At 36.3% G+C, this 23,086-nt stretch carries 20 protein-coding genes and 1 pseudogene; 13 read left to right on the forward strand and 8 right to left on the reverse strand.

Translation table 11 applies throughout. The features are described 5' to 3' along the window. Positions 1–14: 14 nt before the first annotated feature. Positions 15–962, reverse strand: a complete 948-nt coding sequence (locus tag HXT44_RS03925) for a phage major capsid protein (protein ID WP_004121942.1) — start codon at positions 960–962, stop codon at positions 15–17. A gap of 418 nt (positions 963–1,380) precedes the next feature. Then, entirely contained in the window at positions 1,381–3,705 is a 2,325-nt protein-coding gene (locus tag HXT44_RS03930; RefSeq protein ID WP_004121944.1) for a phage/plasmid primase, P4 family, read from the reverse strand. Positions 3,706–4,016: 311 nt separating this feature from the next. Between HXT44_RS03930 and HXT44_RS03935 the strand changes: the two genes are divergently transcribed. Then, a complete protein-coding gene (locus HXT44_RS03935) occupies positions 4,017–4,229 on the forward strand; it encodes a helix-turn-helix domain-containing protein (RefSeq protein ID WP_004121956.1) in 213 nt (70 codons plus the stop codon). Beyond that, complete coding sequence (locus HXT44_RS03940) at positions 4,229–4,519, forward strand: DUF5960 family protein (protein ID WP_004121959.1); 291 nt, start codon at positions 4,229–4,231, stop codon at positions 4,517–4,519. Before HXT44_RS03935 ends, HXT44_RS03940 begins: the two co-directional genes overlap by 1 nt. Before the next feature lie 117 nt (positions 4,520–4,636). Here HXT44_RS03940 and msr(D) read toward each other — a convergent pair whose 3' ends face one another. The 3 genes from msr(D) to HXT44_RS03955 form a co-directional block, all read right to left on the reverse strand. Then, positions 4,637–6,100: an ABC-F type ribosomal protection protein Msr(D) gene (gene msr(D) / locus HXT44_RS03945; protein WP_000420313.1), complete on the reverse strand. Its 1,464-nt coding sequence runs from the start codon at positions 6,098–6,100 to the stop codon at positions 4,637–4,639. A 119-nt stretch (positions 6,101–6,219) separates the two neighbouring features. Beyond that, positions 6,220–7,437, reverse strand: a complete 1,218-nt coding sequence (gene mef(A), locus HXT44_RS03950; RefSeq protein WP_000417519.1) for a macrolide efflux MFS transporter Mef(A) — start codon at positions 7,435–7,437, stop codon at positions 6,220–6,222. Positions 7,438–7,822: 385 nt separating this feature from the next. After that, on the reverse strand, positions 7,823–7,993 hold the full coding sequence (locus tag HXT44_RS03955) for a hypothetical protein (protein ID WP_000873143.1): 171 nt from the start codon (positions 7,991–7,993) through the stop codon (positions 7,823–7,825). Between the two features lie 579 nt (positions 7,994–8,572). Here HXT44_RS03955 and HXT44_RS03960 point away from each other — a divergent pair. The 3 genes from HXT44_RS03960 to HXT44_RS03970 all read left to right on the forward strand — a co-directional run bounded on the left by HXT44_RS03960 (position 8,573) and on the right by HXT44_RS03970 (position 12,411). Beyond that, positions 8,573–10,519, forward strand: coding sequence for a type I restriction enzyme endonuclease domain-containing protein (locus tag HXT44_RS03960; protein ID WP_225791482.1), 1,947 nt, complete (start codon positions 8,573–8,575; stop codon positions 10,517–10,519). A 92-nt stretch (positions 10,520–10,611) separates the two neighbouring features. Further along, positions 10,612–11,508 carry a hypothetical protein gene (locus tag HXT44_RS03965; RefSeq protein ID WP_004122116.1) on the forward strand — a complete coding sequence of 299 codons (897 nt, stop codon included), beginning with the start codon at positions 10,612–10,614 and terminating at the stop codon, positions 11,506–11,508. A gap of 195 nt (positions 11,509–11,703) precedes the next feature. Further along, the gene (locus tag HXT44_RS03970) at positions 11,704–12,411 is read left to right on the forward strand and encodes a hypothetical protein (protein ID WP_217431463.1); all 708 of its coding nucleotides are present in this window, start codon (positions 11,704–11,706) and stop codon (positions 12,409–12,411) included. 99 nt (positions 12,412–12,510) lie between these two features. On the opposite strand, the pseudogene HXT44_RS03975 reads toward HXT44_RS03970, so the two are convergent. Beyond that, positions 12,511–12,807 (reverse strand): annotated as a pseudogene (locus tag HXT44_RS03975) (hypothetical protein); the annotation flags it as partial. Between the two features lie 188 nt (positions 12,808–12,995). Between HXT44_RS03975 and HXT44_RS03980 the strand changes: the two are divergent. The 4 genes from HXT44_RS03980 to HXT44_RS03995 all read left to right on the forward strand — a co-directional run bounded on the left by HXT44_RS03980 (position 12,996) and on the right by HXT44_RS03995 (position 17,731). Continuing rightward, positions 12,996–13,856, forward strand: coding sequence for a hypothetical protein (locus HXT44_RS03980; protein WP_012914156.1), 861 nt, complete (start codon positions 12,996–12,998; stop codon positions 13,854–13,856). 457 nt (positions 13,857–14,313) lie between these two features. Further along, positions 14,314–15,615 (forward strand): YcxB family protein, encoded by a 1,302-nt coding sequence (locus tag HXT44_RS03985; RefSeq protein ID WP_421782538.1) that lies wholly within the window; start codon positions 14,314–14,316, stop codon positions 15,613–15,615. 343 nt (positions 15,616–15,958) lie between these two features. Beyond that, complete coding sequence (locus HXT44_RS03990) at positions 15,959–16,132, forward strand: hypothetical protein (protein WP_231130937.1); 174 nt, start codon at positions 15,959–15,961, stop codon at positions 16,130–16,132. Positions 16,133–16,393: 261 nt separating this feature from the next. After that, positions 16,394–17,731 (forward strand): ATP-binding protein, encoded by a 1,338-nt coding sequence (locus tag HXT44_RS03995; protein ID WP_102155180.1) that lies wholly within the window; start codon positions 16,394–16,396, stop codon positions 17,729–17,731. A 267-nt stretch (positions 17,732–17,998) separates the two neighbouring features. Here HXT44_RS03995 and HXT44_RS04000 read toward each other — a convergent pair whose 3' ends face one another. Further along, a complete protein-coding gene (locus HXT44_RS04000; RefSeq protein ID WP_012914160.1) occupies positions 17,999–18,331 on the reverse strand; it encodes a type II toxin-antitoxin system RelE/ParE family toxin in 333 nt (110 codons plus the stop codon). Further along, the gene (locus tag HXT44_RS04005) at positions 18,328–18,642 is read right to left on the reverse strand and encodes a type II toxin-antitoxin system RelB/DinJ family antitoxin (protein WP_012914161.1); all 315 of its coding nucleotides are present in this window, start codon (positions 18,640–18,642) and stop codon (positions 18,328–18,330) included. The genes HXT44_RS04000 and HXT44_RS04005 overlap by 4 nt, the downstream gene beginning before the upstream one ends. Positions 18,643–19,048: 406 nt before the next feature. Here HXT44_RS04005 and HXT44_RS04010 point away from each other — a divergent pair, with 406 nt between their 5' ends. From HXT44_RS04010 to HXT44_RS04025, 4 genes are all read left to right on the forward strand, one after another. Continuing rightward, entirely contained in the window at positions 19,049–19,807 is a 759-nt protein-coding gene (locus HXT44_RS04010) for a hypothetical protein (protein ID WP_012914162.1), read from the forward strand. A 271-nt stretch (positions 19,808–20,078) separates the two neighbouring features. Continuing rightward, positions 20,079–21,161 carry a hypothetical protein gene (locus HXT44_RS04015; protein ID WP_421782541.1) on the forward strand — a complete coding sequence of 361 codons (1,083 nt, stop codon included), beginning with the start codon at positions 20,079–20,081 and terminating at the stop codon, positions 21,159–21,161. Positions 21,162–21,587: 426 nt separating this feature from the next. Beyond that, positions 21,588–21,800, forward strand: coding sequence for a helix-turn-helix domain-containing protein (locus HXT44_RS04020; RefSeq protein WP_421782543.1), 213 nt, complete (start codon positions 21,588–21,590; stop codon positions 21,798–21,800). Next, positions 21,800–23,083, forward strand: coding sequence for an adenine-specific methyltransferase EcoRI family protein (locus HXT44_RS04025; RefSeq protein ID WP_421782545.1), 1,284 nt, complete (start codon positions 21,800–21,802; stop codon positions 23,081–23,083). The genes HXT44_RS04020 and HXT44_RS04025 overlap by 1 nt, the downstream gene beginning before the upstream one ends. Positions 23,084–23,086: the final 3 nt, after the last annotated feature.

The following is a 23,086-nucleotide window of genomic DNA, read 5'->3' on the forward strand; positions in this document are numbered from 1 at the left end:
TTTGACCTCCTTGTTTAAGAAAGTTGCAATACTTTAATTGCTTCAGGATGTACCAGTTTCCCATCCAAATACTCAAAAGAGAGGTAACCTATCTGGTCTATAAGAGAAAATATTTCGTTTAGAACCTTGATGGTTGGGTTATGGCGTTCGATAATCCAATAGTTGGAAAAATCACCAAAGGCGATAACTTTTGCTCCCTTTTGCGAAGAAGGCATGGCATTGTCAATGACCACAGGTCTGCCCATTAAGTTGCCATCAAAATCAGGTAGGATGTATGCTCCGGTAGTGTCCTTTAAGGTTTGAAGATAAAGAGCAGTTTCATCATTCATAAGCCACGTGGCATTTTCTCGATACTTACTATCTAGCGAGAAGAATAAATGTTTGATGGTATCTGCGGAAATCTCTTTTGCTTGCACAGCAACCTCAGCACCTGATGTATCTGATAAAATTCCTGTCGGCTTAGTTATCCCATCGCCATTTATAAAAGCTTCCGACTCACTCAATGTAAATTGCTTTGTCAGTTCGCTTGTGATGAACTCTTCGATATCAAAGTCAAGATCAGCTGTAAAATCCGTACCCAAACGAATAAGGTTAACTAGGGTATAATCCGTTACATCAATACGCTTAAAGCCATCTTTAATAGGCATATGCGTAATGATATTCGCATCATAATCTTTCATCCATTTAGTGAACGGTGTACCTTCATAGATGAACAATTTGCTTGATTGCGAGTGTGCTTTTACCACTGTACACAGTTTTCTAAGATTACTTTTGTTTGCAAGTTTTGCTTCGAGTTTTGCTAGAGAAGAAGTCGGCAAATCATAGGCACCTGTATGAATGTGGCGCAGTTTTCCTGCAATATTGTTCGCATTACCATTTGCGTCGCGCAGTACGTTCCAAAACGTGTTGTGGTAGTCCTGACTTGCTAGTTTCATTTCTTTTTCAATATCTCTGTTAATCATAATTGTTAGTTCCTTTCATTACTGTTTTCTGCAATTACTGCAGTAATTTGCTTGATTTTGCCCATTTACCCTTTTGAATTCGCTGTTTTTGCACGCAAGACCCTGCGCCCGTTCCCGAAGGGGTACTCTTTAGAGATTTGACCCCCCCTAGGGGGTTAGGTTCAGAAAGTAGTATGCGAATAAATTTCTAACAGCACAGTACCTAGGCAGGTTTTCTTTCTTCAATGTTGTCAAAAAGCTGAAATCATTTCAGTATTTTGATTTGTGCATGATAGTATTTCTTCTTCATGTTCAACACAGGTTTGCGATACGAATTACGCAATCATAGGCACCACCTCCTTAAACGTGGCATGATGTGGCAGTTAAATTTCGTTATTGCCTTATAGGGTTATATGGGGATATAGGTTATTAACTGCCACTAGTTGCCACTTAAAAAATCGCTAAACTCACTTTTAAGCCTGTAGCCTTTAAGAAGCGTGGTTTTTTCTCCGCCTGTCTTGGGACGCTTTCTTACAACCTCGGCAAATTTTCTTAATTCCTGATTGAAGTTTCTGCTGTTCTCAGAAAAACAGCCGTTATCAATGCACCACTTCTTGTAGTGGTCGTATACAACTGCCGTTCGAATCTCAGAGCTCTGGTCTTTAACGAGTACATCTTCAGCAAACTGTGCCATCTTGTCACTGTCGTGGGCATAACTAAAAATGGCATCAAGAACGCTATTAGGCGGCTTAAAGCCTTCATCTCGGAGGTGGGTAAAGCCTTCAAGAAGCCAGTTTAAAATGGCACTTTGCACCTCTTTTTTAGAAAACTCCGCCTTTAAGGTTTTATCCTGTTCCCACGCTTCAAAATGCCTGTTAAAGGGAATAATCTGCATGCGGTCGCTACTAAACACTGTCATATCGCTGATGACGGGCAGATAATTGGTGTTCACGTACAGTTTGAACTGTGGTTTAAAGTCAAAACTGTTCTCATGCAGGAATCGAGCGTTTAAGGTATCACTTCCCGTCATGTATTTAACTTGGGCTGAATTAAGGAATAGTCCTCGGCTCGGCTCAGATATATTGGCAAAGCGAACACCGGCAAGGCGTGCTACATCCTCGGTCGGCTGTGAGCTATTAGGGTTCTTCTTTAGAGCAATGGTTTCCGCGCGTACCGCTTTTCCGTAATCGCCCATCACAGACAGAACGCTTTCCATGAGTGTGCCTTTACCGTTTCTTGTGCTTTCTCCAAAAAGAAAGAACATGCACTCATAGCGTGTATCACCGCTTAACGCATAGCCTAATGACTTTTGAAGATACAAGGCTTTCTCACAATCTCCGCTCATAATTTCATCGACAAACTGGCGAAAACGTTCACTTCTTGCCTTCGGGTCATAAAACACAGGTGATACTTTGGTAATAAGATCTGTTGCTAAGTGCTTGCGAAATACACCGTGCTGAAGGTCTAAAGTTCCGTTTTGGCAGTTAAATAGATAAATGTTCTTATCGAACGCTTCCATCGAAATGGGGTAAACGCTTTGAGCTTCCTTGATATAAATCTCACGGTTACGACGGCTGCTCCATTTGTTCCAATACTCAACAAGCATGGAACGGGTTCTCTCGTCTTTAATGACACCAGCATAACGTATAAGAGAAAGAGCTAAATCCTTGCATAGTTCCATCGTTTTAAGCGTTCCAATATCGCAAGTCCAACGTACACCATCGAAGATGAACCACATTTTGCGCTCCGGTACATAGTGCAGAATGTTTTGGAAAATATCAGCAAACAATCTGCCATTACCTAAATCACCGTTGCGATATCGTATATTTTCATCAGGCTTTAGTTCCTGTAATTTAGATAAGAGATCATCAAAGTCTTCCTCAGCACTTGCATTATGGAAAGGCTCATAGAAGGTATGACATTTAGAAACAGCTTTCTGAATGGTTGTGTTGCCATAAGTATCCGCGCCACGGTGTTCATCCCACTTAGGACGGAATAAAGCAGACTTACGAAAAAGTCGGTCTATTTGCTCCTTGTTACCGCCACAGTAAAAGGCAAGAATAGACACAAGCGCGGCATCTGCTTCGCTATGAGAAGGGTAAGCCGAAATGTCACCATGCCAAAGTGCTGTAAATTTAGCTCCATTTATGGCGTTGCCAGCTTTTTCAATAACAGATGTATCGCTTAAATATGACCTTGTACACGCGTTATTTTCTTTTTCATGAGTGTTTATGTTTCGCTTCATGTACGTGTCTAAAAGCCACATGATGGCTTCATCGTCTTCTAAAAGCTCGCCTTCCTGATACACGTCGCCCGTAACTGTTAGATAGCGATTCGTAGCTAGAGCGCTGTAAACCTCAATATCCCCATGCTTGATGTAATAAGACTTTTTATCGTATGCGCCGTTAAACAGAAGCAAGATATGAAAGCCATGCTTACTTGGGCTGTATTCGATATAAGCGTGCTTGAAATGGGCAATAATCTCTTTTGCCCAGTCTTTAATGATGCCATTATCGATGCAGTGGTCTAAATCGATGCCTAAGAGGTTATCAACAAGCTTTATACCAATTCCGTCGTATTGGTCTTTTACTTTCATGGCATCATCAAGCGAGGTGAAATCGCTTAAGTTGTCTGTAGCTGCTTTCTTTCCCGTTATGGGGTTATAAGGCGGCTTAGTGAGCCTACCGTTTTCTTGCTGCTCGTACTTCCATGAACAAAAGATATTCTTGTTCTTTAGTGCTTTTGGCAGTTTCTCTAGATCCATATTTGATCCTCCTTTTCTAGAAGGCTTATCCCTTCTACATCACAGGCAAAAGAAAAAGCCGACTTTTTAACCTGTCTTAAAAAGTTTTTTTGGTCTTCTACTTGGTAGCCATGAAAGAGGGTGTAATCTGACGGTTTTAGAAAAAATTTTTGACAATAAAAATCTCCTAAGCATTCATTAGGCATTTGCCTTGAATGAATAGCAAAGGAGACTTTTTTAATCTGCTATATTCCGGAGTGGCTAGCTCTTTATATCGTTGATATACTCACAGAATCGTGATAATATTTAACTATTAAAATAAGGAGGGAATTATGGCTGTTAGTTATAAAAAACTATTACATCGCATGATTGAAGAAGATATTTCCAATCAGGACTTAATGAGAATGAGCAATATTTCCGCCAACATTATTACGAAACTACGCACTGGGCAATATATATCACTGGAAAAAGTGGAAGGTATCTGCACAGCTTTACACTGCACGCCCAACGATATTTTGGAATTTATAGCGGAGGATGAAAAGTAATGGCTAATAATCAAAAACTGGAACTTACGTGGCTTGGTAAGGATAAAGAAATCAAAATAGAGCCTAGGATTCTAGTTGAGGATAAAGAAAAATCAAACTGCAAAAATGATCCTAATACAGAAAACATGCTCATACATGGAGATAACCTACTCGCACTAAAAGCGTTAGAAAACAAATATGCAGGTAACCGCGATCACTTCTTCATATTTGAAGTAAGTACCGTAGATGAGAATCCGCTAATCTATCATTATACATATAAGAAAACTACAATATATTTAGCAGAAAAATAGGAGCAGTTCAATTGACTGTTCCTATTTTTAATATTCATAAAATCTAAAGTCTTTATACTCTTTAACAATGGAGTCGCCAACCAGAACAGACTATACTGACCAGCGACTACCTTAAATTTAATGTTTCAGATTTATTTTCTTATCTCTAATTTCATAAACTACATCTGCTACATTTTCGAGTAATCGTTTATCGTGGGTGATAAACACGATAGTTCCGGTGTACTCCTTCATTAGTATTTCCAAAGCCTCTAAACTTGGTATGTCAAGGAAGTTACTGGGTTCATCCATTATTAGGATGTTATATCTACCCATGAGCATTTTAGCAAGCAACAATTTTATAATTTCTCCACCGCTTAAAACAGATAAACTTTTTCCAATATCGTTCTGTTTGAACCCCATAGATGCTAGCACTGAACGAATTTCTGATATATTGTAGTCACAATCCTTCTGCATAAACTCCATAACATTCTGATTACTGTTGTACTTGTAACCATTCTGTGCAAAGTAACCTATTTTTGCCTTAGGCGAAATAGAAATTCCTTCTTCATGGTTTAAGATCATTTGGATTAAAGTTGTTTTTCCGATTCCATTACCACCAGTTAACGCCACTTTTGCTCCTAACGGAATTTGAAAAGATGCATTTTCAAACAGAGCCTTATCCCCAAATACTTTATTAATTTCTGCACCGACTATAGGGTATGGATTATGGAGCTCCAATGCTTTACTTTGCCTGAAACGAATTCTGCGAATGCCTTCCGGAGCTTCTACTTTTCCTAAGGCCGCAATCCTGTGCTCTAGGGTTTTAGCAGCATTATACATCTTTTTTTCCTTACTTCCTATTGATTTTTGATGAGCTAAACGCCCTCCGTCTTCAGTACTTTTTTTCTTTGAAGAACCTTTTGCCTTCTGTTCTATTTTACGAGCCTGTTTTCGCTTTTCCTCCGCAGCCCTTTCCAATCGGGCACGTTCCGCAATAAATTGTTCGTATTCTGCAGCTTGGCTCTTACGTTCTTCCTCTTTCTGACGAAGATAATCAGAATAGTTTCCCCAATACTCAGTGATTTTGCCATCTTTCAGTTCCCATATTTTATCTACTATTTCATCAAGAAAATAGCGGTCATGGCTAATAACTAACAGTGCACCTGTAAAATATTTTAGCTGTCCTATTAGAAAATCAATTCCTTCACGGTCTAAATGGCTCGTAGGTTCATCCGCTAAAATACCATGAACCTGTGCCGATAAGGCCTGTGCTATTTTAAGCCTTGTTTCTTCACCACCGCTCATAGTCTGTATATTTAATTGCTCAACACCTAGCTTGCCTACAAGTGCAAAATCTTTTTCCTCCTGCAGAGTTACTTCGTCCAACTGGGGAATATAGGCAAGTTCACCCAGACGATTCATTTTACATCCTGGGGGAGTTAATTCTCCTAAAAGTACCCTGAGTAAAGTGCTTTTTCCAGCACCATTTGCTCCTACTAAACCAATACGGTCATAATCATATACTTCTAATTCATTTATATCTAAAACATCGCGTCCTTTGAATTCCACACGAATGTCTTTTGCTTTTAATATTAATTCCATAACATTTCCTCCTGTCTATAATCGCATGCTTTCATTTGCTTGTATGCAGGGAAAACCCTGCGATTTTAGCAGGAAGAGTTACATGAAAATAAGATACATAAATATTCCTCCAATATTGTTTATTTTAAATCTAATTTTCTAACCTCAGTTATCATTTGGCAAACTATAGCAATGCCAATAATTAAAATACCTGATAGTAAAAACCAATGATTTACACCGATTTTATCAGCAAAGAATCCAGAAAGAATTAACCCAATTGGCATAGCAAGTGACATGATACTTCCGATCAAAGAAAATACACGTCCTAAATATTCAGGCTTAATTTTCTCCTGAAAAAGAGCTGTTTGCACACCGCTATAAAATGGCACCGAAAGCCCCATTATTGCACAGCAAACTACGAATATTACAAATCCATTTGGAGGAAGTATTCCCGAAACGGCTAAACTGGTCCCCATTATAAAAAATGAACTTGTTATTAGTAATACATGCTTTTCGAAGCCCCCTAATCTTCCTAATAATAAGCCTCCTGCTAGCATCCCAAATGCAAAGGAAATTTCCGTAATAGAAATATGCACAGGCGTTCCATTAAAGTGTTCCATGCTTATTAAAGGAAATAGTGCATTGATTGGCATATAAACAAAAGTATATAGTGTTCCTAAGAGTAATAAGGCAAACAATCCTTTGTTTTGTCTCAGAACCACAACTCCTTCTTTCATCTCCCTTATGAAATTTGGTTCTAAACTTTGCACTTGATTACCCAGCTTAGGTATACGTACAATTGCTACCGTAATAGATGCAATCACAGCACCCAATACGTCGATGGCAATAATAGCATTTAAATCCCAAACGGAGTATAAGAGTGCTGCAACTGCCGGACTAACAATATAGCTTATAGACTGCAAAGACTGACTATAGCCTGCGCATTTCGTTAGCTGTTCTTCTGGTACTAAAAGTGGTGTAACCGCATTGAGTGCTGGGGTATGAAAAGCTGTTCCAATGCTACGGATAAACAATACTATCATAATCATCCAGACAGGTAGCTCCATACAGAATGCAACAATAGCAAGCACTGCACCAGCTGCTGCGATAATTAAATCGGCACCAATCATTATCTTCTTCCTATCATGACGATCCACTAGCACACCAATGGCAGGTCCCAAAATCGCATAGGGTAAAAAACCTACTAATGAAGCCATAGACAAGACCATCGCAGATCCTGTTTTTTCTGTAAGGTAAAAAATAATCGCCATTTGCAGGATGGCACTAGTGATTAATGATACTGCTTGCCCTGCCCATATTGCATAAAATTTTCGTTTCCAATTGTTGTATTTTTCCATTTATATTATCTCCTGCATATTATTTTGCTTGAATTTCTATTTTGAATAGCATTCTAGGCAATAAAAAATGCAGGCCAAACCCCACAATGTGGCTTTTGGTCTGCATACATACAATTTGGAAACATTCATATTAAAGACATAGTTAAATAAAGGTATAGTTAAATAACCAATATCCTCACCGTAACTAATGAATGCTCAATATCGTATAAATAAGCACAACAAAAAAGCCTATCATCGGGTATAGATTCTGCTTTTTTTATTGCCAGCTTATCTTAAACGCATTGAGGCTGTCATAGTTTCGGTTCCTCCTACATCTTTGTTTATATCAATTTATAGTATAACACAACAAGATGATATGTTCAATATAAAAGTTATGGAATGAGACTCATACTTCCAATTCGATGCCAGATTTAAAGGATATGACGAAGTTTTCTTCATAGACTGTAACGCTCTGGATTATCTTCCTTAGTAGCAAGCGATTAGCTTTCACAAAATCTTCTGTTTGTAGTTTTAAAAATTCATCAGGATTTTCTAACTCAACCTCAAAATATTTCATTTTACATTCCCTCATTTCATTTATTGATAAATTGAGTTTGCAAAAAAGAGTGGACAATTTTTGTCTACTCTTAACCTTTAAAATAGTTTTTTTTAATCGATTTGAAGTTGCCTAAATTATTACTTATTCGGTAAAATGAAGTATTGCTTTCAACAGATTTCCTTCAACTACACTTCACTTGATTCAAACAAGGTGGGTACATTTCTATTCCCACAAACTCCTTGTCAATGGAAACAAACACGTACCCACAGGGTAAATGGAAATAGAAACTGATAATTTCTAGCTATCACTTCTACTCATTCCAAAAATTTTCTCACTCTGATACTTACCCACCATAAAGCAAAAAGCCTTGCAATCAAGGCTTTCATTATCCCTTTCGTTCAAAGGTTTCTAAGCTTTTACGAGCAGAGCGACACACTCAGCGGTTCGCTATCTCCGTTCTGTCTGCGTGCTAGCACTTGTCAATCACGGACAGCTATCGCATGGGCGGAAGTAAATGCTAATCTTCGTCGTTTTACTCCTTGACTAGCAAACTTACCGCCTCAACATGCTACGTTTGTAGGTTTCACAGGAACTCCTATTGCCGAAACATATCAGACCTTTGGTCAGGAAATTGATAGATACACTATGGATCAGGCGGTCGCAGATGGACTAACTGTTTCTATTAAGTATCATCCTCGTATTGCCAAGGTGTTACTTGATAAGACCAAAGCTAAAGAAATTGAAAATTACTATAAAAAGTGTGCCGATGATGGTGCAACGTATGATGATATTGAAGCCAGTAAACGTGCAATGAGTTCTATGGAAGTTATCCTTGGCGAGCCTTCTCGCTTGGAGAGGCTTGCTATAGATATTCATGACCATTATATTTCATCTTGTGATAGTGACCCAGATAGAATTCAGAAAGCAATGATTGTCTGCTCTAGCAGAAAAATTGCATATTCACTTCTTTTGAAATTCAAGGATAAATATCCGGAATGGTTTGAAGAAAAGAAAACTCCTGACGGAGTTACTGCAACAGATGAAGAACTTAAAGAATTAAAGCCTATGCCATTTATGGCTATGGTATCGAGTGTTGGAAGTAATGATGAAGCTGAGATGTATAACTATCTTGGTGGAGTTAAAAATGATAAACGTTGCGAAGAACTGGATGCAGCCTTTAAACAGGAAAAGTCTAATTTCCATATTGTTATCGTAGTTGATATGTGGATTACGGGATTTGATGTTCCGTCACTTACATATTTATATAACGATAAGCCTTTGAAGAAGCACTTGCTGATTCAAACTATCAGTCGTGTAAACAGAAAATATCCCGGCAAAGAATATGGTATGGTTATCGACTATATTGGCATTCGCGATAATATGCGTGAGGCCATGAAGGTTTACGGTGGTGATACATCAGTTGCTCCCACATCGGATGACGTTGAGCAGGCTACCTCTGCATTCAGGGAGGAGATTGAAATACTTAAAGCACTGTTTACAGATTATGACTTAGCTCCATTCCTTAATACGAAATGTGACCCTGTTGAAAGATATAAATTACTTTCCAAAGCGGCTGAGTATGTCTTTACATCAGCACAGGTCTTGCAGACAGAAGGAAACGGAAAAACTAATCAGGTCTCATTTAAGACATATTTCTTAAAGTCTGTTAAGAGAATGAGAAGTGCTTTTGATATTTGCCAACCTTCTGGAAATCTGGGCGAAGAAGAATCTGCGCTTGCACAGTGCTTTATGGCTATAGCAGGCTTCGTTCGTAAAATGAGTGGAACCAGCGATGTTGATGCTGAAACTATGAATCTTGTGGTATCAAAGATGGTTGAAGAGGCATTAAAATACAATAAGGTAGAAAGTGTTCTTGAAAGTGGCGAGGAAGAAGATATCTTCTCTCCTGAATACTTTGAAAAATTATCAGATGTAGAAATGCCTGCTACAAAGTTAGAATTACTTATCAAAATGCTCCGTAAGCAAATAAAGGAATATGGCAGGGTTAACCAATTAGCAGCGAAATCTTTCCAAGAAATGATTGAAAAGACTATTGATGAGTACCATGAAAGACGTAAGCACCTTACTGCTGAAGAAGCCGGGGCAACACAGGAAGCTGCCTCAGAAGATATTATTAAGGCTGCAACTGAACAAGCTTTAGTGATACTTCGTCAGATGAACGAAAATCGTGAGAGTTTCCGTAAAATAGGATTAACCTTTGAAGAAAAGGCATTCTATGATATTTTGATTGCTCTTCGTGACCAGTATAAGTTTGAATATGGCATTGACAAAGAAGTTAACGGTGTTGTGATAAACGATAAATGCAAGACACTTGCTAAAAAAGTTAAGGAAATAATAGATACCGAGTCTTCATTTGTGGACTGGCTCAACAATCAGAATGTGCGTAATCAGTTAAAATTGAAGATAAAGATTTGTTTGGTTAAGAACGGCTATCCGCCACAGTATAGTCCTGAAGTGTTCACAAAGGTGATGGAGCAGGTAGAAAATTTTGAGGAGCATTCTGAAACAACTTCAGAAAGTTAGATTATTCCTTTTCCTTATTGCTTCTATGTGAAGAACTATGATGTTTGCTGAGAATAGTGCCCTATATGGTAGAAAGAAGGATGGTGAATAACATGGGAAGTATTGTTTTAGAATTACAGAATGAAATTGTGTCATCAAATTGCGATGTTGTTAATATATTACGCAAAGCACATTTGATTGCATCAAAATTAAAGCTTGCTGATTTTGATCAATGGATTCAACACGAATTAAATGGTTATCCTGACCCAGAATCTTGCCCTGAGTATAGAAAGGTTCGTGGAAGTTTAAAAACTTTCAATCCTTATCGCGGTTGGATTCCAACCTCAATACAGGATAATGAATACGAAAAAAAGATTTGTGAAAGAAAGTTAGTAAATTCAATTTCTGAAATCATTTCTTTATGTCAGTCCTCAGGAAATGTATTAACTTTAGATTTTTCAGGCGAACAACTTGCATTGTTTGATAAAATGGCTGATTCGCTACTTCCAATGGATTATGCATTACATGTACCTACAACTGCAGTTAAAGACATTGAAGAAAAAGTCAAAAATACTATTTTAGAATGGACATTGAAATTAGAATCGGAAGGTATTGTAGGGGAAAATATGGTTTTCTCTGAGACTGAAAAAGAATCCGCAGTGAACATGCCGCAAACCGTGAATAATTATTACGGGAATACAAGTGTGATCAATTCGCCATCCGATAATGTACAGATAGTGTCTGGAAGTGAGAATACAGTTACATTTTCCTATGATAAAGTTAAGGATGTAGTTGATGCCGTTGAAAAAAGTATTAGTGAATCTGATTTATCAAAAGAGGATATAGAAACCGCAACAGAATTATTAGCTGACATCAAATTAAAAATTGAAGAAGAGAAGAAACCGCATATTTTAAAATCAGCATTGGTTGGACTAAAAGACTTTTTAATTAATACAGGTGCCAGCGTTACTGCAGTGTTAATACAAGCTCAAATACAAGGTTTGTTCTAAAAATCTCAAATACTATTTCGGTATCTGAGTATAAGAAAACGGCCACACAGAGTATCTCTACTCTTGTATGGTCGTTTTATTTCTTATGTTCCCGCTTAAAGGCTTTCAGTTGGTTTTCTTTTAATCCCTTACTGAACACTCCTTTTGCACCTGGCTTTGTATGTGGATTTTACACAGAAGGAAAGAGAGTTTATTATGGGTAACAATAGTTCGAACGAAGAGTTAAATACTGAAATAAAAAATGCTGGAAAAGCATATTCTGAGATAGAAACATTGAATAAGTATTTAAGTAAATTTAAAACAATTCAAAATCAAATTAACATGCCTACTAGAGGTAGAGGTAAATTCAAAAATTTATATTGGTGGGCAATAAATCTAGAAAATGAAGTGGATATTTACAGTAAATATAACAAAATTTTTTTAATGCCATATACTTTTGGACTTACAGAAGATGATTTAAATACAAATACAAGTACGGATATAATAGATTTGAAAAATTATGAAGAAAATGATGAGTTGGTTGATGAAGAAGGTAATAATTTATTTGATTGCATAAGTAAACAAAAAAATTATAAAAAAGCTAAAATACATTCTAACAATTATAACGTAGATATAACTACAGGTAATTTTCACCCACATGATGCTTTGAAGGGAGTAATAAAAGAAACAGAAATTAAACAAATCATGCTAGTAAGAAATACCTTAAGTAAAAATCAAACTCACTACGGAGTTTTATGCGAAAAAAACAATTGCACTGAAGGCGAAGAAAAAAATTTCATAGTTTTAAGAGATGAAGCCAATAAATTCTACTACATTCCTAAAAAATGCATAAAACTAGTAAAAGAAAACGAAGAACTTGGAAAAACACTTATTGATTTTTTAAATTCCATAGGAGTTGAATAAATAATATTATTTAGAACTAAGAAATAGTTATCAGATGTAAATGTGATGTGCCCCCCAAAAAAAGTTAGACTTTTGTGTTTGAAAAAATAGGGGGGGGTATTTTTCATATTCGTGTATAACACGTTTTATAAGAGCGTCTTTGCCAGGGCCTGGTTCAATCATTGATAAGAAATGACGGGATGAAATTGTGGCTAGCAGATCAATTAGATATCGCACGCTTTCATCAGGTCCAAGAATAGTATCTTCTTTACCAATATGTTTAAGGATGTAATGCTTGTAGTATTTAGCCGTACTATTAGGTTTCCAACCATTTTCTTTTAGTTCATTGTATAATTTGTCAAGATCTAAAGTAATGGTGACCTTCGTAGGTAAATTAATGTTTTCATTTTTATCCATGAATTTGTACCTCCTATTGCTGATAACATACTTCAATGTAGAAACAAAGGCAACAAGTAGGTATGTGGAAGGCGCGAGTGGATGGGAAAATGATTGAGGGGTTGCTAAAATGTTGGAAGTATTAAAGGTATATGATATAACATTCACAATTCACAATTCACAAAGATTATTAAGTAGGTGCAATCATTATGGAATTATATGACGGTAAAAAAGAATTTATCTCATTGTATATAAAAAATAGATTCAATAAAGAAGAGCTTGAAAAGTCTTCGAGTTTATTATGGGCAGCTTATTGTAAAACTAATAAAGAAAAGAATAACATAATAGATGTAGATGTATCGAAGTGGGCTATCGATCAATATTTGGAAAAATATTCTTATTTAAAAAATGGTAAGTGTAAAAAACAATATGAAGGTAAGAGTAAACACAAATTTGAAATAGTAAAAGATGGCATAGTGTATCACGGGGATACAATGACTTCATTTGGTAATTTTATAAGAAAGTATTTTGTGTTAACTGAAGGACTTAAAGGTATGCGTAGTGTTGGCAAGATTAGATGCGCGGACAAAATCATTGCGGGTTCAAAATTGCCAAAAAGGATGGAGGATTTTTCAAAGTTAGCACATTCGAAGGGCAATTTAATTCCAGTTCCTTTGTATTTTAATAGAGAGAGGAGTGGAGAATATGCCGATTCTGATTATTGGGATATAGTCATGTATTGTATTTTTAAATGGTGTCATTCATATGATGACAAATATCTTTTTGAATTGCTTAACAGATATAATGGAAATGATCATATGGCTGAGTCTGTATTTAGATTCAAGAAATGGATGGATAATTTTAACAATAATTGGAAGGAATTTGTTCGTTTAAATTACTTAGGTGCATTTGTTGATCAACAAAGTAATTCTTGGTATCCAAAAGAATTTTGGACAAATCATTTTGCGTTTAATAGAAAAATTGATGAATTATCATCTGATGAGTTTTATAAAGCTGTAGATTTAATTTGCAATTGTATTGAAGATCGTAACAAGAATCTATCTATTTGATGAGAAAAGTTTATAGAAACGGTTTTTGAGGTTTATTTTCTTAAGGTAGATTGTTTTATAAGACCTTGAGTGATGCGAACTTAAGGTGAGTTGAATGATTAACTGGAAAATGGTATTACCGAGGTTTCTGATAAGAATAAAGTAAATCTTGGTTGCATAATATTGTGTGCAAAACAGATGGATGTGCTCACTGCGTTGTGCACTGTTCAATGTGTAGAATTATGTGATAAAAAACACTAAAATATGTATAATTATGTGATTAAATGCACCAAAACATGTGATACACGATAAAAGATAACGCAAAATATAACAGAACAGCAGTGAAACTAAGCGTAGAAACAGCCGAGCGTTAATACGGCTGCAATATCTAATAGTGTAATGCAAGATGAAAGGTGAGTAATCATGAAAAGGCTGATTATACAGATAAACTTATAGAACTTGCGCTGAAGGAGAATAATTGAGAAAGAAAGATAATCTACAAGGGGGAAGAGAGAAAGAGAAAGAAAAGCAGGAACATACTCCCACAGATGAGAAAAATCCTCTATATTGTGAATCACATGAGCAAATATGTGAAAACCTTCGCAGTGCAAATAAGGAATTATCCAAGTATAAGGTTTTGCAGCCGAGTGCGGAAATCTTTTCCATCTTAATGATTATTGGAACTGTTTTTATGGCATCCAATAAGCTACAGCTTTTTGGATGGATCACCTATTGTTTTGCAATTCTGCTTCTTGTTGTAGTTTCTCTTATTTGGGTTATTGGTGTTATTTGGCAGCGCAATCTACACAGCCGTTTTAGTAGTGCAAATGTAGAGCGTAATAAATCTTTTCTTAGCTATGGCAAGCAACGGTGGAAGGGTAGAATCTCGCTAATTCTTTGTTGCTTTTTTGTGTTAAGTGGTATTCTAACTGCATTCTTTGGAATAACTGCGGTACGTCTTCCAAATCAGTGGCTTTTGCAGACTTGGGTATATGTTATATGCGCGGCAATGCCAGTTGTTTGGATGATTACGATTGCTCTTGTATGTGTCTTCTATAATCTCTATCTTATTTCGCGTGTACGGAAGATAGGTATAAGAATTATACTTCGTTGTCTACATGTTCTGCTTTGTGTATTGATTATCTTAGGTCTTGGATTTTTTGACGTTTTGTTTATTGTTGGCAGATATTCTGTGAAACAAAATGATAATGGTACATACACAGAGCACGTGGACGATATGTATGCTCCTTTTGAGTATTATCTTTATAAGTCTGAAGGCCCGTTTTTCCTTAAGTATCTTCGACCAATGAAAGATTCAACTGATACTGATCCAAAAATAAGTGAATCTGAGTGGTATAGCAGAATTGATCGTAATAACAGGAAAGATACAAGATTAAAAGATACAAGATTAAAGGTTGAAGAGCCAGATAAAAATTACGATTTGCATGATTCCGCTGAGCATGATTTAGAATCAAAGAAGGAAAGAAATGCAGCGCTTAAGATATTTGATAAGTATTTTGCGGCGAAAGGCTTTGCGTTCAAGGAGAACTATACCGCCAAGGGAGATATGTACTTTGTTCTGAGTGAAAGCCGTTCGGACATTACTTATCTGCAGTATAACAGGGACTCTCAGGATGGAAAATGTGGTCTTTATATTCTGTTTAAGGCTTCAAAATCTTCAAATGGAAGCTGGTCGCCGAGTGATGCTCATATGCAGAGCACCTACACGTATGAATATAGCACTGGAGTAATTGCAGAGAGCAGTAGGGCATATTGGTAGTGGGGCAGAGTGGTTATATGTAGGAATATAAGACTATCGGAAGATTGCCAGATAGTAGCATCCATAGTTGTGTACTCTAGTTGCTTATGTTTTGGAGAACAAAACGGTGTAAAAATTGTAAAAAAGTTCTCTACATTATTTGATTTCTCATGGCAGGGGCTTGTTGGTTATTCCAGAAAATAAGGTTCCTGAGTTTAAGAAGTTGCTTGTTGAGTATTATGAGTGTGAAGATTTGCATGTGATTGCTTCGTTTATGAGGGAATGTTGTTGGAGGCGTTAAACGCGCGCGATGATATTGGTTCTTCTGTTTCTGTAAATCTTGCTGTTTATGAAAGAGTATAGTTTGCTAGTGAATGAAGAGATTAGCGTTGATAATAGTTTTAGTATTGCTTGTAAGTATGTTAAAAGTTTAGGCTTGCAGTCTGTGACGAATGCGTTTGCTTGCGTTCGTGAAGATGATTGGAAAGCACGGTATGTGAAATACATGTTATCGAGTCATAAAGGGCAAGATATTTAGTGCGTGTGAAGTAATTTTTGCTGCGTGTTTTTACGTGTTTTTATGCTCAGCATTGCTCAATGCGTATAATTATGTGATAAAAAACACTAAAATACGTATAATAATGTGATTAAATGCGCCAAAACGTATATAATAATGTGATATACGATAAAAGATACCGCAAAATATAACAGAACAACAGTGCAACTCGCGTAGAAATAGTCAAGCGTTAATACGGTTGCAATATTTAATAGCGTAGCGTCAAGTGAAAGGTGAGTAGTCATGAAAAGGCTGATTATGAGTAAACTTTTAGCATGGAAGAACTCACCGTATCGTAAACCATTGATATTAAAAGGCGTGCGTCAAGTTGGTAAAACTTGGATACTAAAAGAATTTGGTAAGCTTTACTACAAAAATATTGCTTATTTTAACTTCGATGAAAACAAAGAATATAAGCAATTCTTTGAAACCACTAAAAACGTGGAGCGAATTTTACAAAATCTAATGCTTGCAAGTGGTCAAAAAATCGAAGCAGAAAACACGTTGATTATATTTGATGAGGTTCAGGATTGCCCAGAAGTAATAAACTCGATGAAATATTTTTGTGAAAACGCTCCGCAATATCATGTTGCTTGCGCTGGATCGTTGCTTGGAATAACACTTGCAAAACCATCTTCATTCCCAGTTGGAAAAGTTAATTTTATGCAAATAAACCCAATGAATTTCACTGAGTTTTTACTTGCTAATGGAGATGAAAATCTAGCGAAGTATATTAAACAAATCGATAAAATAGAGCAGATTCCAGACGCATTTTTTAACCCTCTATGCGAGAAATTAAAAATGTATTATGTTACAGGGGGAATGCCTGAGTCAGTTTTAATGTGGGCTAAAGCGCGAGATGTAAACGCAATGCAAGAAACGTTGTTTGAGATCATAACAGCTTATGAACGAGATTTTGCGAAACATCCTAGTGTTAGTGAGTTTCCTAAAATATCAATGATTTGGAATTCTATTCCGTCTCAACTTGCGCGTGAAAACAAAAAATTCTTGTATAAAGTTGTTAAAAATGGTGCGCGAGCAAGAGAATATGAAGATGCTTTGCAATGGTTGGTGTCAGCACAATTGGTGTATAAAATTTATAGAAATACTGCGTCGAGTTTACCTATTGCTGCTTATGATGATGTATCTGCTTTTAAGATTTATTTGGCAGATGTTGGTTTGTTAAGGCGATTATCTCAACTTGCTCCGACTGCGTTTGCGGAAGGCAATAGACTGTTTACTGAGTTTAAGGGTGCTTTAACAGAAAATTATGTTTTGCAAGCGCTGCTTACTCAATTTGAAGTGATGCCTAGATACTGGTCTCAAACGAATCCGCCGTATGAAGTGGATTTTCTTATTCAACGAGAAAATGATATTTTCCCTATTGAAGTTAAATCTGAAGCAAATATTAATAGTAGAAGTTTGAAAAAGTTTAAAGAATTATTCCCTAATCAAACGAAATTACGTATACGCTTCTCGCTGAATAATCTCAAACTAGACGATGATATGTTGAATATTCCGTTATTTATGGCTGATTACACGGATAAGCTTATAGAACTTGCTCTGAAAGAGAACGATTGATAAAGAAAGATAATTAAGAAAAGGAACGATTAGAAGACATAGAAATAAACTAGTGCAAAAGTTAAAAAGAGTGTCAAATCCTACGAAACGTTACGACCAGCCTGGGGGGGGCTTCTAGGCTGGTTTCATTCCCAAAAATCAAGCTATTAAGCCAATCTTAAACCTTTTTGCGATATTTTCCTATCGTTAAAAGGTGCACCCAATATCCATAGTGTGCACTAAAAAGTGTGAATACGTTGCCAGTACTTTTCTATCCCAAATCGCGCATTAATTGTTTGAGTCGTTAACAATGTTTTCAATATTTCTGCCTGAGTAGAAGATACGAATAACTGTTACAGTCATTTGGTTTTCGTCTACTTGGTAAAAAACTGTGTAGTTATCGACTGAAACTCTGCGTATTCCCATAGAATGCCACGGCTCCCACTCTACAAGCTGATAGCGCATAGGCATAGTGTTAAGAGAACGGATAGCATTCTTAATGCGGTTGACTTGTTTTTCAGCTGTTTTTGGAACTTGTAATGTAAAGCGAATGTATTCGTATAGTTCTGTAAGATCAAGGAACGCTTGCGGAGAATAAATGACGCTATAGGTTGTGCTCATACGCCGTATTCCTTAGCGAAGAATTGTTCTACTTCATCTGCACTATATTGTTTGCCAGTCGAAAGTGAATCGATGCCTTTTTGTAATTCTGCATCCAGTTCGGCTCGAGTTAAATTACCTAAAGCAAGCGGTTTTTCTTGTGTATTAGTCGGCAGACGAAGTTCAAATGGCATGCCTTTTTGTAAAACGATTTGACTATAAAGCATTTGGATTGCTGAAGATGGAGTTATTCCAAGCTGGTTCAATATGCTTTCAGCGTTTTCTTTAAGATTTGTATCTATTCTTGCATATACAGCGTTTGTGTTTGTCATTGTGTTCGCATCCTTTCTGACCTTATTTTACAAAATAGTTGCAAGCATACGCAAGCAGATGAAAGCAAAAGTTTAACTACTATTCAGATTATAGCTTTCCGTTGTTGGTTTAGGTGTTTTTTGTTGGATGTGAATTAGGCGCATTGACGAACAAATAACGCGCTTTTGGGGGTCATGTGATTACAGAAACTGTTTGCTTTCTGTGTTATACGTTTCGCAAGCATCACGCTACTTGAGCCTTTTGTTAACACGTTAAAAATTGCAGTGGGATAATACAAAAGGATTACATATCAGTTTTCTGCATCAACAAATTCGTACGTACGCTGATTCTATTAAATACGTACGCTGATTCTATTAAAATAGTTTCATAATCTGTACGCACTTTTAATGAGGAGAGTGTTTAGTTATGGGATATTCAGTTACACAACGCATTAAGAGCATTAAACAACCTTATGGTGGATATTTGCCACGAAAAGAATTTGTTGAAGAATCATTAGGCGAAGGAATAGAAGACTTATACGATAAAGAGAACATTCACCCAAGTTTAGTTGGTATAGTAGTTGACTACATGACTCGTTTAATGTCTGGATCGAGTGCAATAGACGCGTTTAAAATTTCCTTATTGGGCGCAATGATTATAAACGAACACGATAATGCATCGAAACTTATGTCTGGCATTAAAGGACTTGGCGATGAAGATATAGTTAACGCCGTCAAACTTGTTGGATTCGACGTATGCTTTAGATATGGTCCTATTGGCTACAGGCCTTTTGACGAAATCAATCCCGATGAGCACACAATCCAGAACATCAGAGTTATGGTTCAGCGCTCGCTTCATTTTCTTGAGTGTTATGGCCCGAAGGTGCTTGATGGTTTTACGCTAGAGGGCGGTTACACTGATACGGTAAGTGCTGGCGATGGTGATTTTATAACAGCAGATACTTTGTGGGATTTTAAAGTTTCTAAAGAAAAGCTGGATAAGGATCAGACTCTTCAACTGCTTATGTATTGGCGTATGGGTTTGCGTTCTATTCATCCAGAGTTTCAGAATATTAAGTACTTGGGTATTTATAATCCGCGCATGAATAAGGTTTATCGAATTGCTGTTGAAAACATATCCGAGGAAGTTATACGCGAAGTTGAGAAAGATGTGATTGGATATTAGGATTAGGCGGTTTTGCATACAAAGTATGTCAAGTAGGAAACATATTGCGCAATGAGCTTAACGAGAGGAGCATTACGCACGAAACTACTTCTAATATTTAGTGTTTTATGCGTGGGAGTCCTTTGTTTATATCAATAGTCTTTAACTGAATGTTTTGTGGTTTGAGCTAAAAGGTGGTTTTGTGATACAGTTTCATTGATACAAATATGGTGAGAATAAAGAAGTTCTAGTTCATAGCCGGCAAGTGTTCTTGCGTTAAGGAGTGCTTTAAATGTCGCAGAATAACGAAATGTCAGAATTGACTAAGTCAGGGTTATTGGATATTTTCGTGAGCGAAGAAGATAAAACTGGAAATGACATTTTAGCAATGTCTGATTTTTTTGATGTCATAGATAGAATTAAGCGTGATGTGGAAGTGAATACACTGTGGGAAAAGATTGATAATGTTGGAAACGTTGTTGGTTTAGTATCAAATGCTCTTAAGATTGGCTTTGATGTTTCTAATGCAAATATGCTTGTTGCAGATTTTTCGCATTTTGGTGAAGATATTATTAACGGTCTTAAAAATGGTACGTATAGTATTCAAGAATCAAAAAAGTGTGTTGGCAATTTTTGTTCTAACATTGTTAATGCAAAAGGACGTATTGTTAGGTCTATTACACTAAGAAAAGCAATTGATTCAACACAAATTTTTTCTAATGTTCCAATGCTGTGTATACAACTATCTCTTCAGCACATATCTTCACAAATAGCTGATGTAAGTAGAAAAATTGATATGATGATTGAAGACGCTCGTAGCGAAAGCTTGATTGATAAGTTTATGAATGCGAGAGACAAGATTAAGTTAGCATCTAATGCGTCATCAGAAGAACAAGAAGAATATCTAAAAGAAGCAGACACATATTTAATGGAAGGTCTTAACTCTTTGTATTCGAATATATATAACCGAGTCAAAGACTTAGATAAGATTAATAAAAAAAGAGTATGTGGAAGTATTAATGATGTAGATTCAATACTTTCTTATATTACTGAAGATATGAAAATAATACCGAAATATCTTGGGCTAAGAACATATCTGTTTCATTATCGTGGAAAGTTTGAGGATATAAAGTCTATTTTCGAGCATTATTCAGGTTTTCTACGTAAATTAAATGAAGCAAGAATTTATAGCGGTAATAAATATACTGCTTTTGAATTAATTCACGAATATTACCAGTACAATGAGGAAAATATTAATTTTTGGCTTGAAGAGCCAAAACAGATAATTAATTCAGTTGATTCATATAAGGCTCTATTGGCTAATAAGAGTAGAGATATCTTGTGTTTAGAGGCGGAGCGTTTAGAAAATGAGTAAAGAATGCGAAAAGCGTCGTTGTAAGCTTTGTAAGAAATTGCTTATATGTGAGAAACATTTATGTAAAAGATGTTACTTAGATGCAAAAAATAAGTTTTGTTTCGCTGCTGGTACTGCTGTTATTGCTTGTCTATCAGTTTTTAGTAAAAATGCATATGACAATAAAAACAAAAATTCTAGCAAATGTGACAATTCTAATGAAGACTGATTTATTTGCGTAAATTTATAGCTCTTTGTTACTTATTTATCTTTGATAATTCAATTATCAGCAATGATCTAAATCGATACCTAAGAGATTATCAACAAGATTTATCACAACCCACGTCATATTTGTCTTTCACTTTCACAGCAACAGCTAGTTCTTTATATCGTTGATATACTCACAGAATCGTGATAATGTTTAATTATTAAAATAAGGAGGGGGTTTTGGCTGTTAGTTATAAAAAACTATTACATCGCATGATTGAAGAAGATATTTCCAATCAGGACTTAATGAGAATGACCAATATTTCCGCCAACATTATTACGAAACTACGCACTGGGCAATATATATCACTGGAAAAAGTGGAAGGCATCTGCACGGCTTTACACTGCACGCCCAACGATATTTTGGAATTTATGGCGGAGGATGAAAAGTAATGGCTGATAATTCAAGCTTAGGCGCTGCTAGAAACGCAAAGAACGACGAGTTTTATACCCAATATAGTGATATAGAAGCAGAAATGAATGCCTATATTGAATATAATCCTGAGGTATTCAAAGATAAAACTATTCTTCTACCCTGTGATGATCCAGAATGGTCAAACTTCACTAAATATTTTGCGTCAAATTTCACAAGACTTGGCATAAAAAAACTTATTTCAACCTCCTACGCACAAGGAGCAGCAAATAAACAGCCTACAATATTTGAACTCATGTCGCCCTTGTATAACCCACAGCAGCATGATACACACGGTAAACTTTTCACGTTAACTCGTGACACAGATGGTAATGGAACAGTTGATACTGACGACATCGAATTTACTGGATATCTTGAAGGCGATGGCGATTTTAGAAGTAGTGAAGTAAAGAAGCTTCGTGACGAGGCAGATATTATTATTACCAACCCACCTTTTTCACTGTTTAGAGAATTTTTAGCATGGATTTTGGAAGCAGATAAACAGTTTGTAATTTTAGGGAATATGAATGCAATCACATATAAAGAAGTTTTTCCTTATTTGCAAGACAATGCTATATGGCTTGGATATAAATCATTAAATCAAGACATGTACTTCAATGTAACAGACGACTATAAAAGCTGGCTTACTCATAACAAGAAGGAGGGATCTGCTTATAAGATAGTAAATGGAATTGTTATGGGGAGATTAGCTTCTGCATGTTGGTTCACCAATATTGACCATGGAAAGCGTCACGAGAACCTGATACTTGACACAATGGAGCATAATCTTAAATTCAACAAAAAATTGAAGAAAAAGCTTGAAAAAGACTACGGAAAACTCGAGTACCCTCATTACGACAATTATGATGCTATTGAAGTTCCGTTTACAGAATGTATTCCATCAGATTATGACGGTGTGATGGGTGTGCCTATTACATTTATGGACAAATATAACCCAGATCAGTTCGATATCGTAGCGTTTAGAAAAGGTGAAGACGGCAAAGACCTAGTCTTCACAAGAGAGAGAGAGAGAGAGTACAACCGTACTTTCGAATCCTTGTACAACGTCGATTCCAGGGATGATAAAGAACGCAGAAGGAAAGATAAATGGGCATCCTACTTACGCGAGAATAACAATCATCCACAAAAGACACCTGTAGAGATTATTTTTCCACTAGCAACGAATTTACAAAATGGGCTTATAAATGATTGCACTATTGATGGGAAGAAAACTTACGTCAGGATGTTAATAAAGAAAAAGTAGAGG

The organism is Gardnerella sp. DNF01198P (assembly GCF_049244165.1).
Taxonomy (GTDB): domain Bacteria; phylum Actinomycetota; class Actinomycetes; order Actinomycetales; family Bifidobacteriaceae; genus Bifidobacterium; species Bifidobacterium swidsinskii.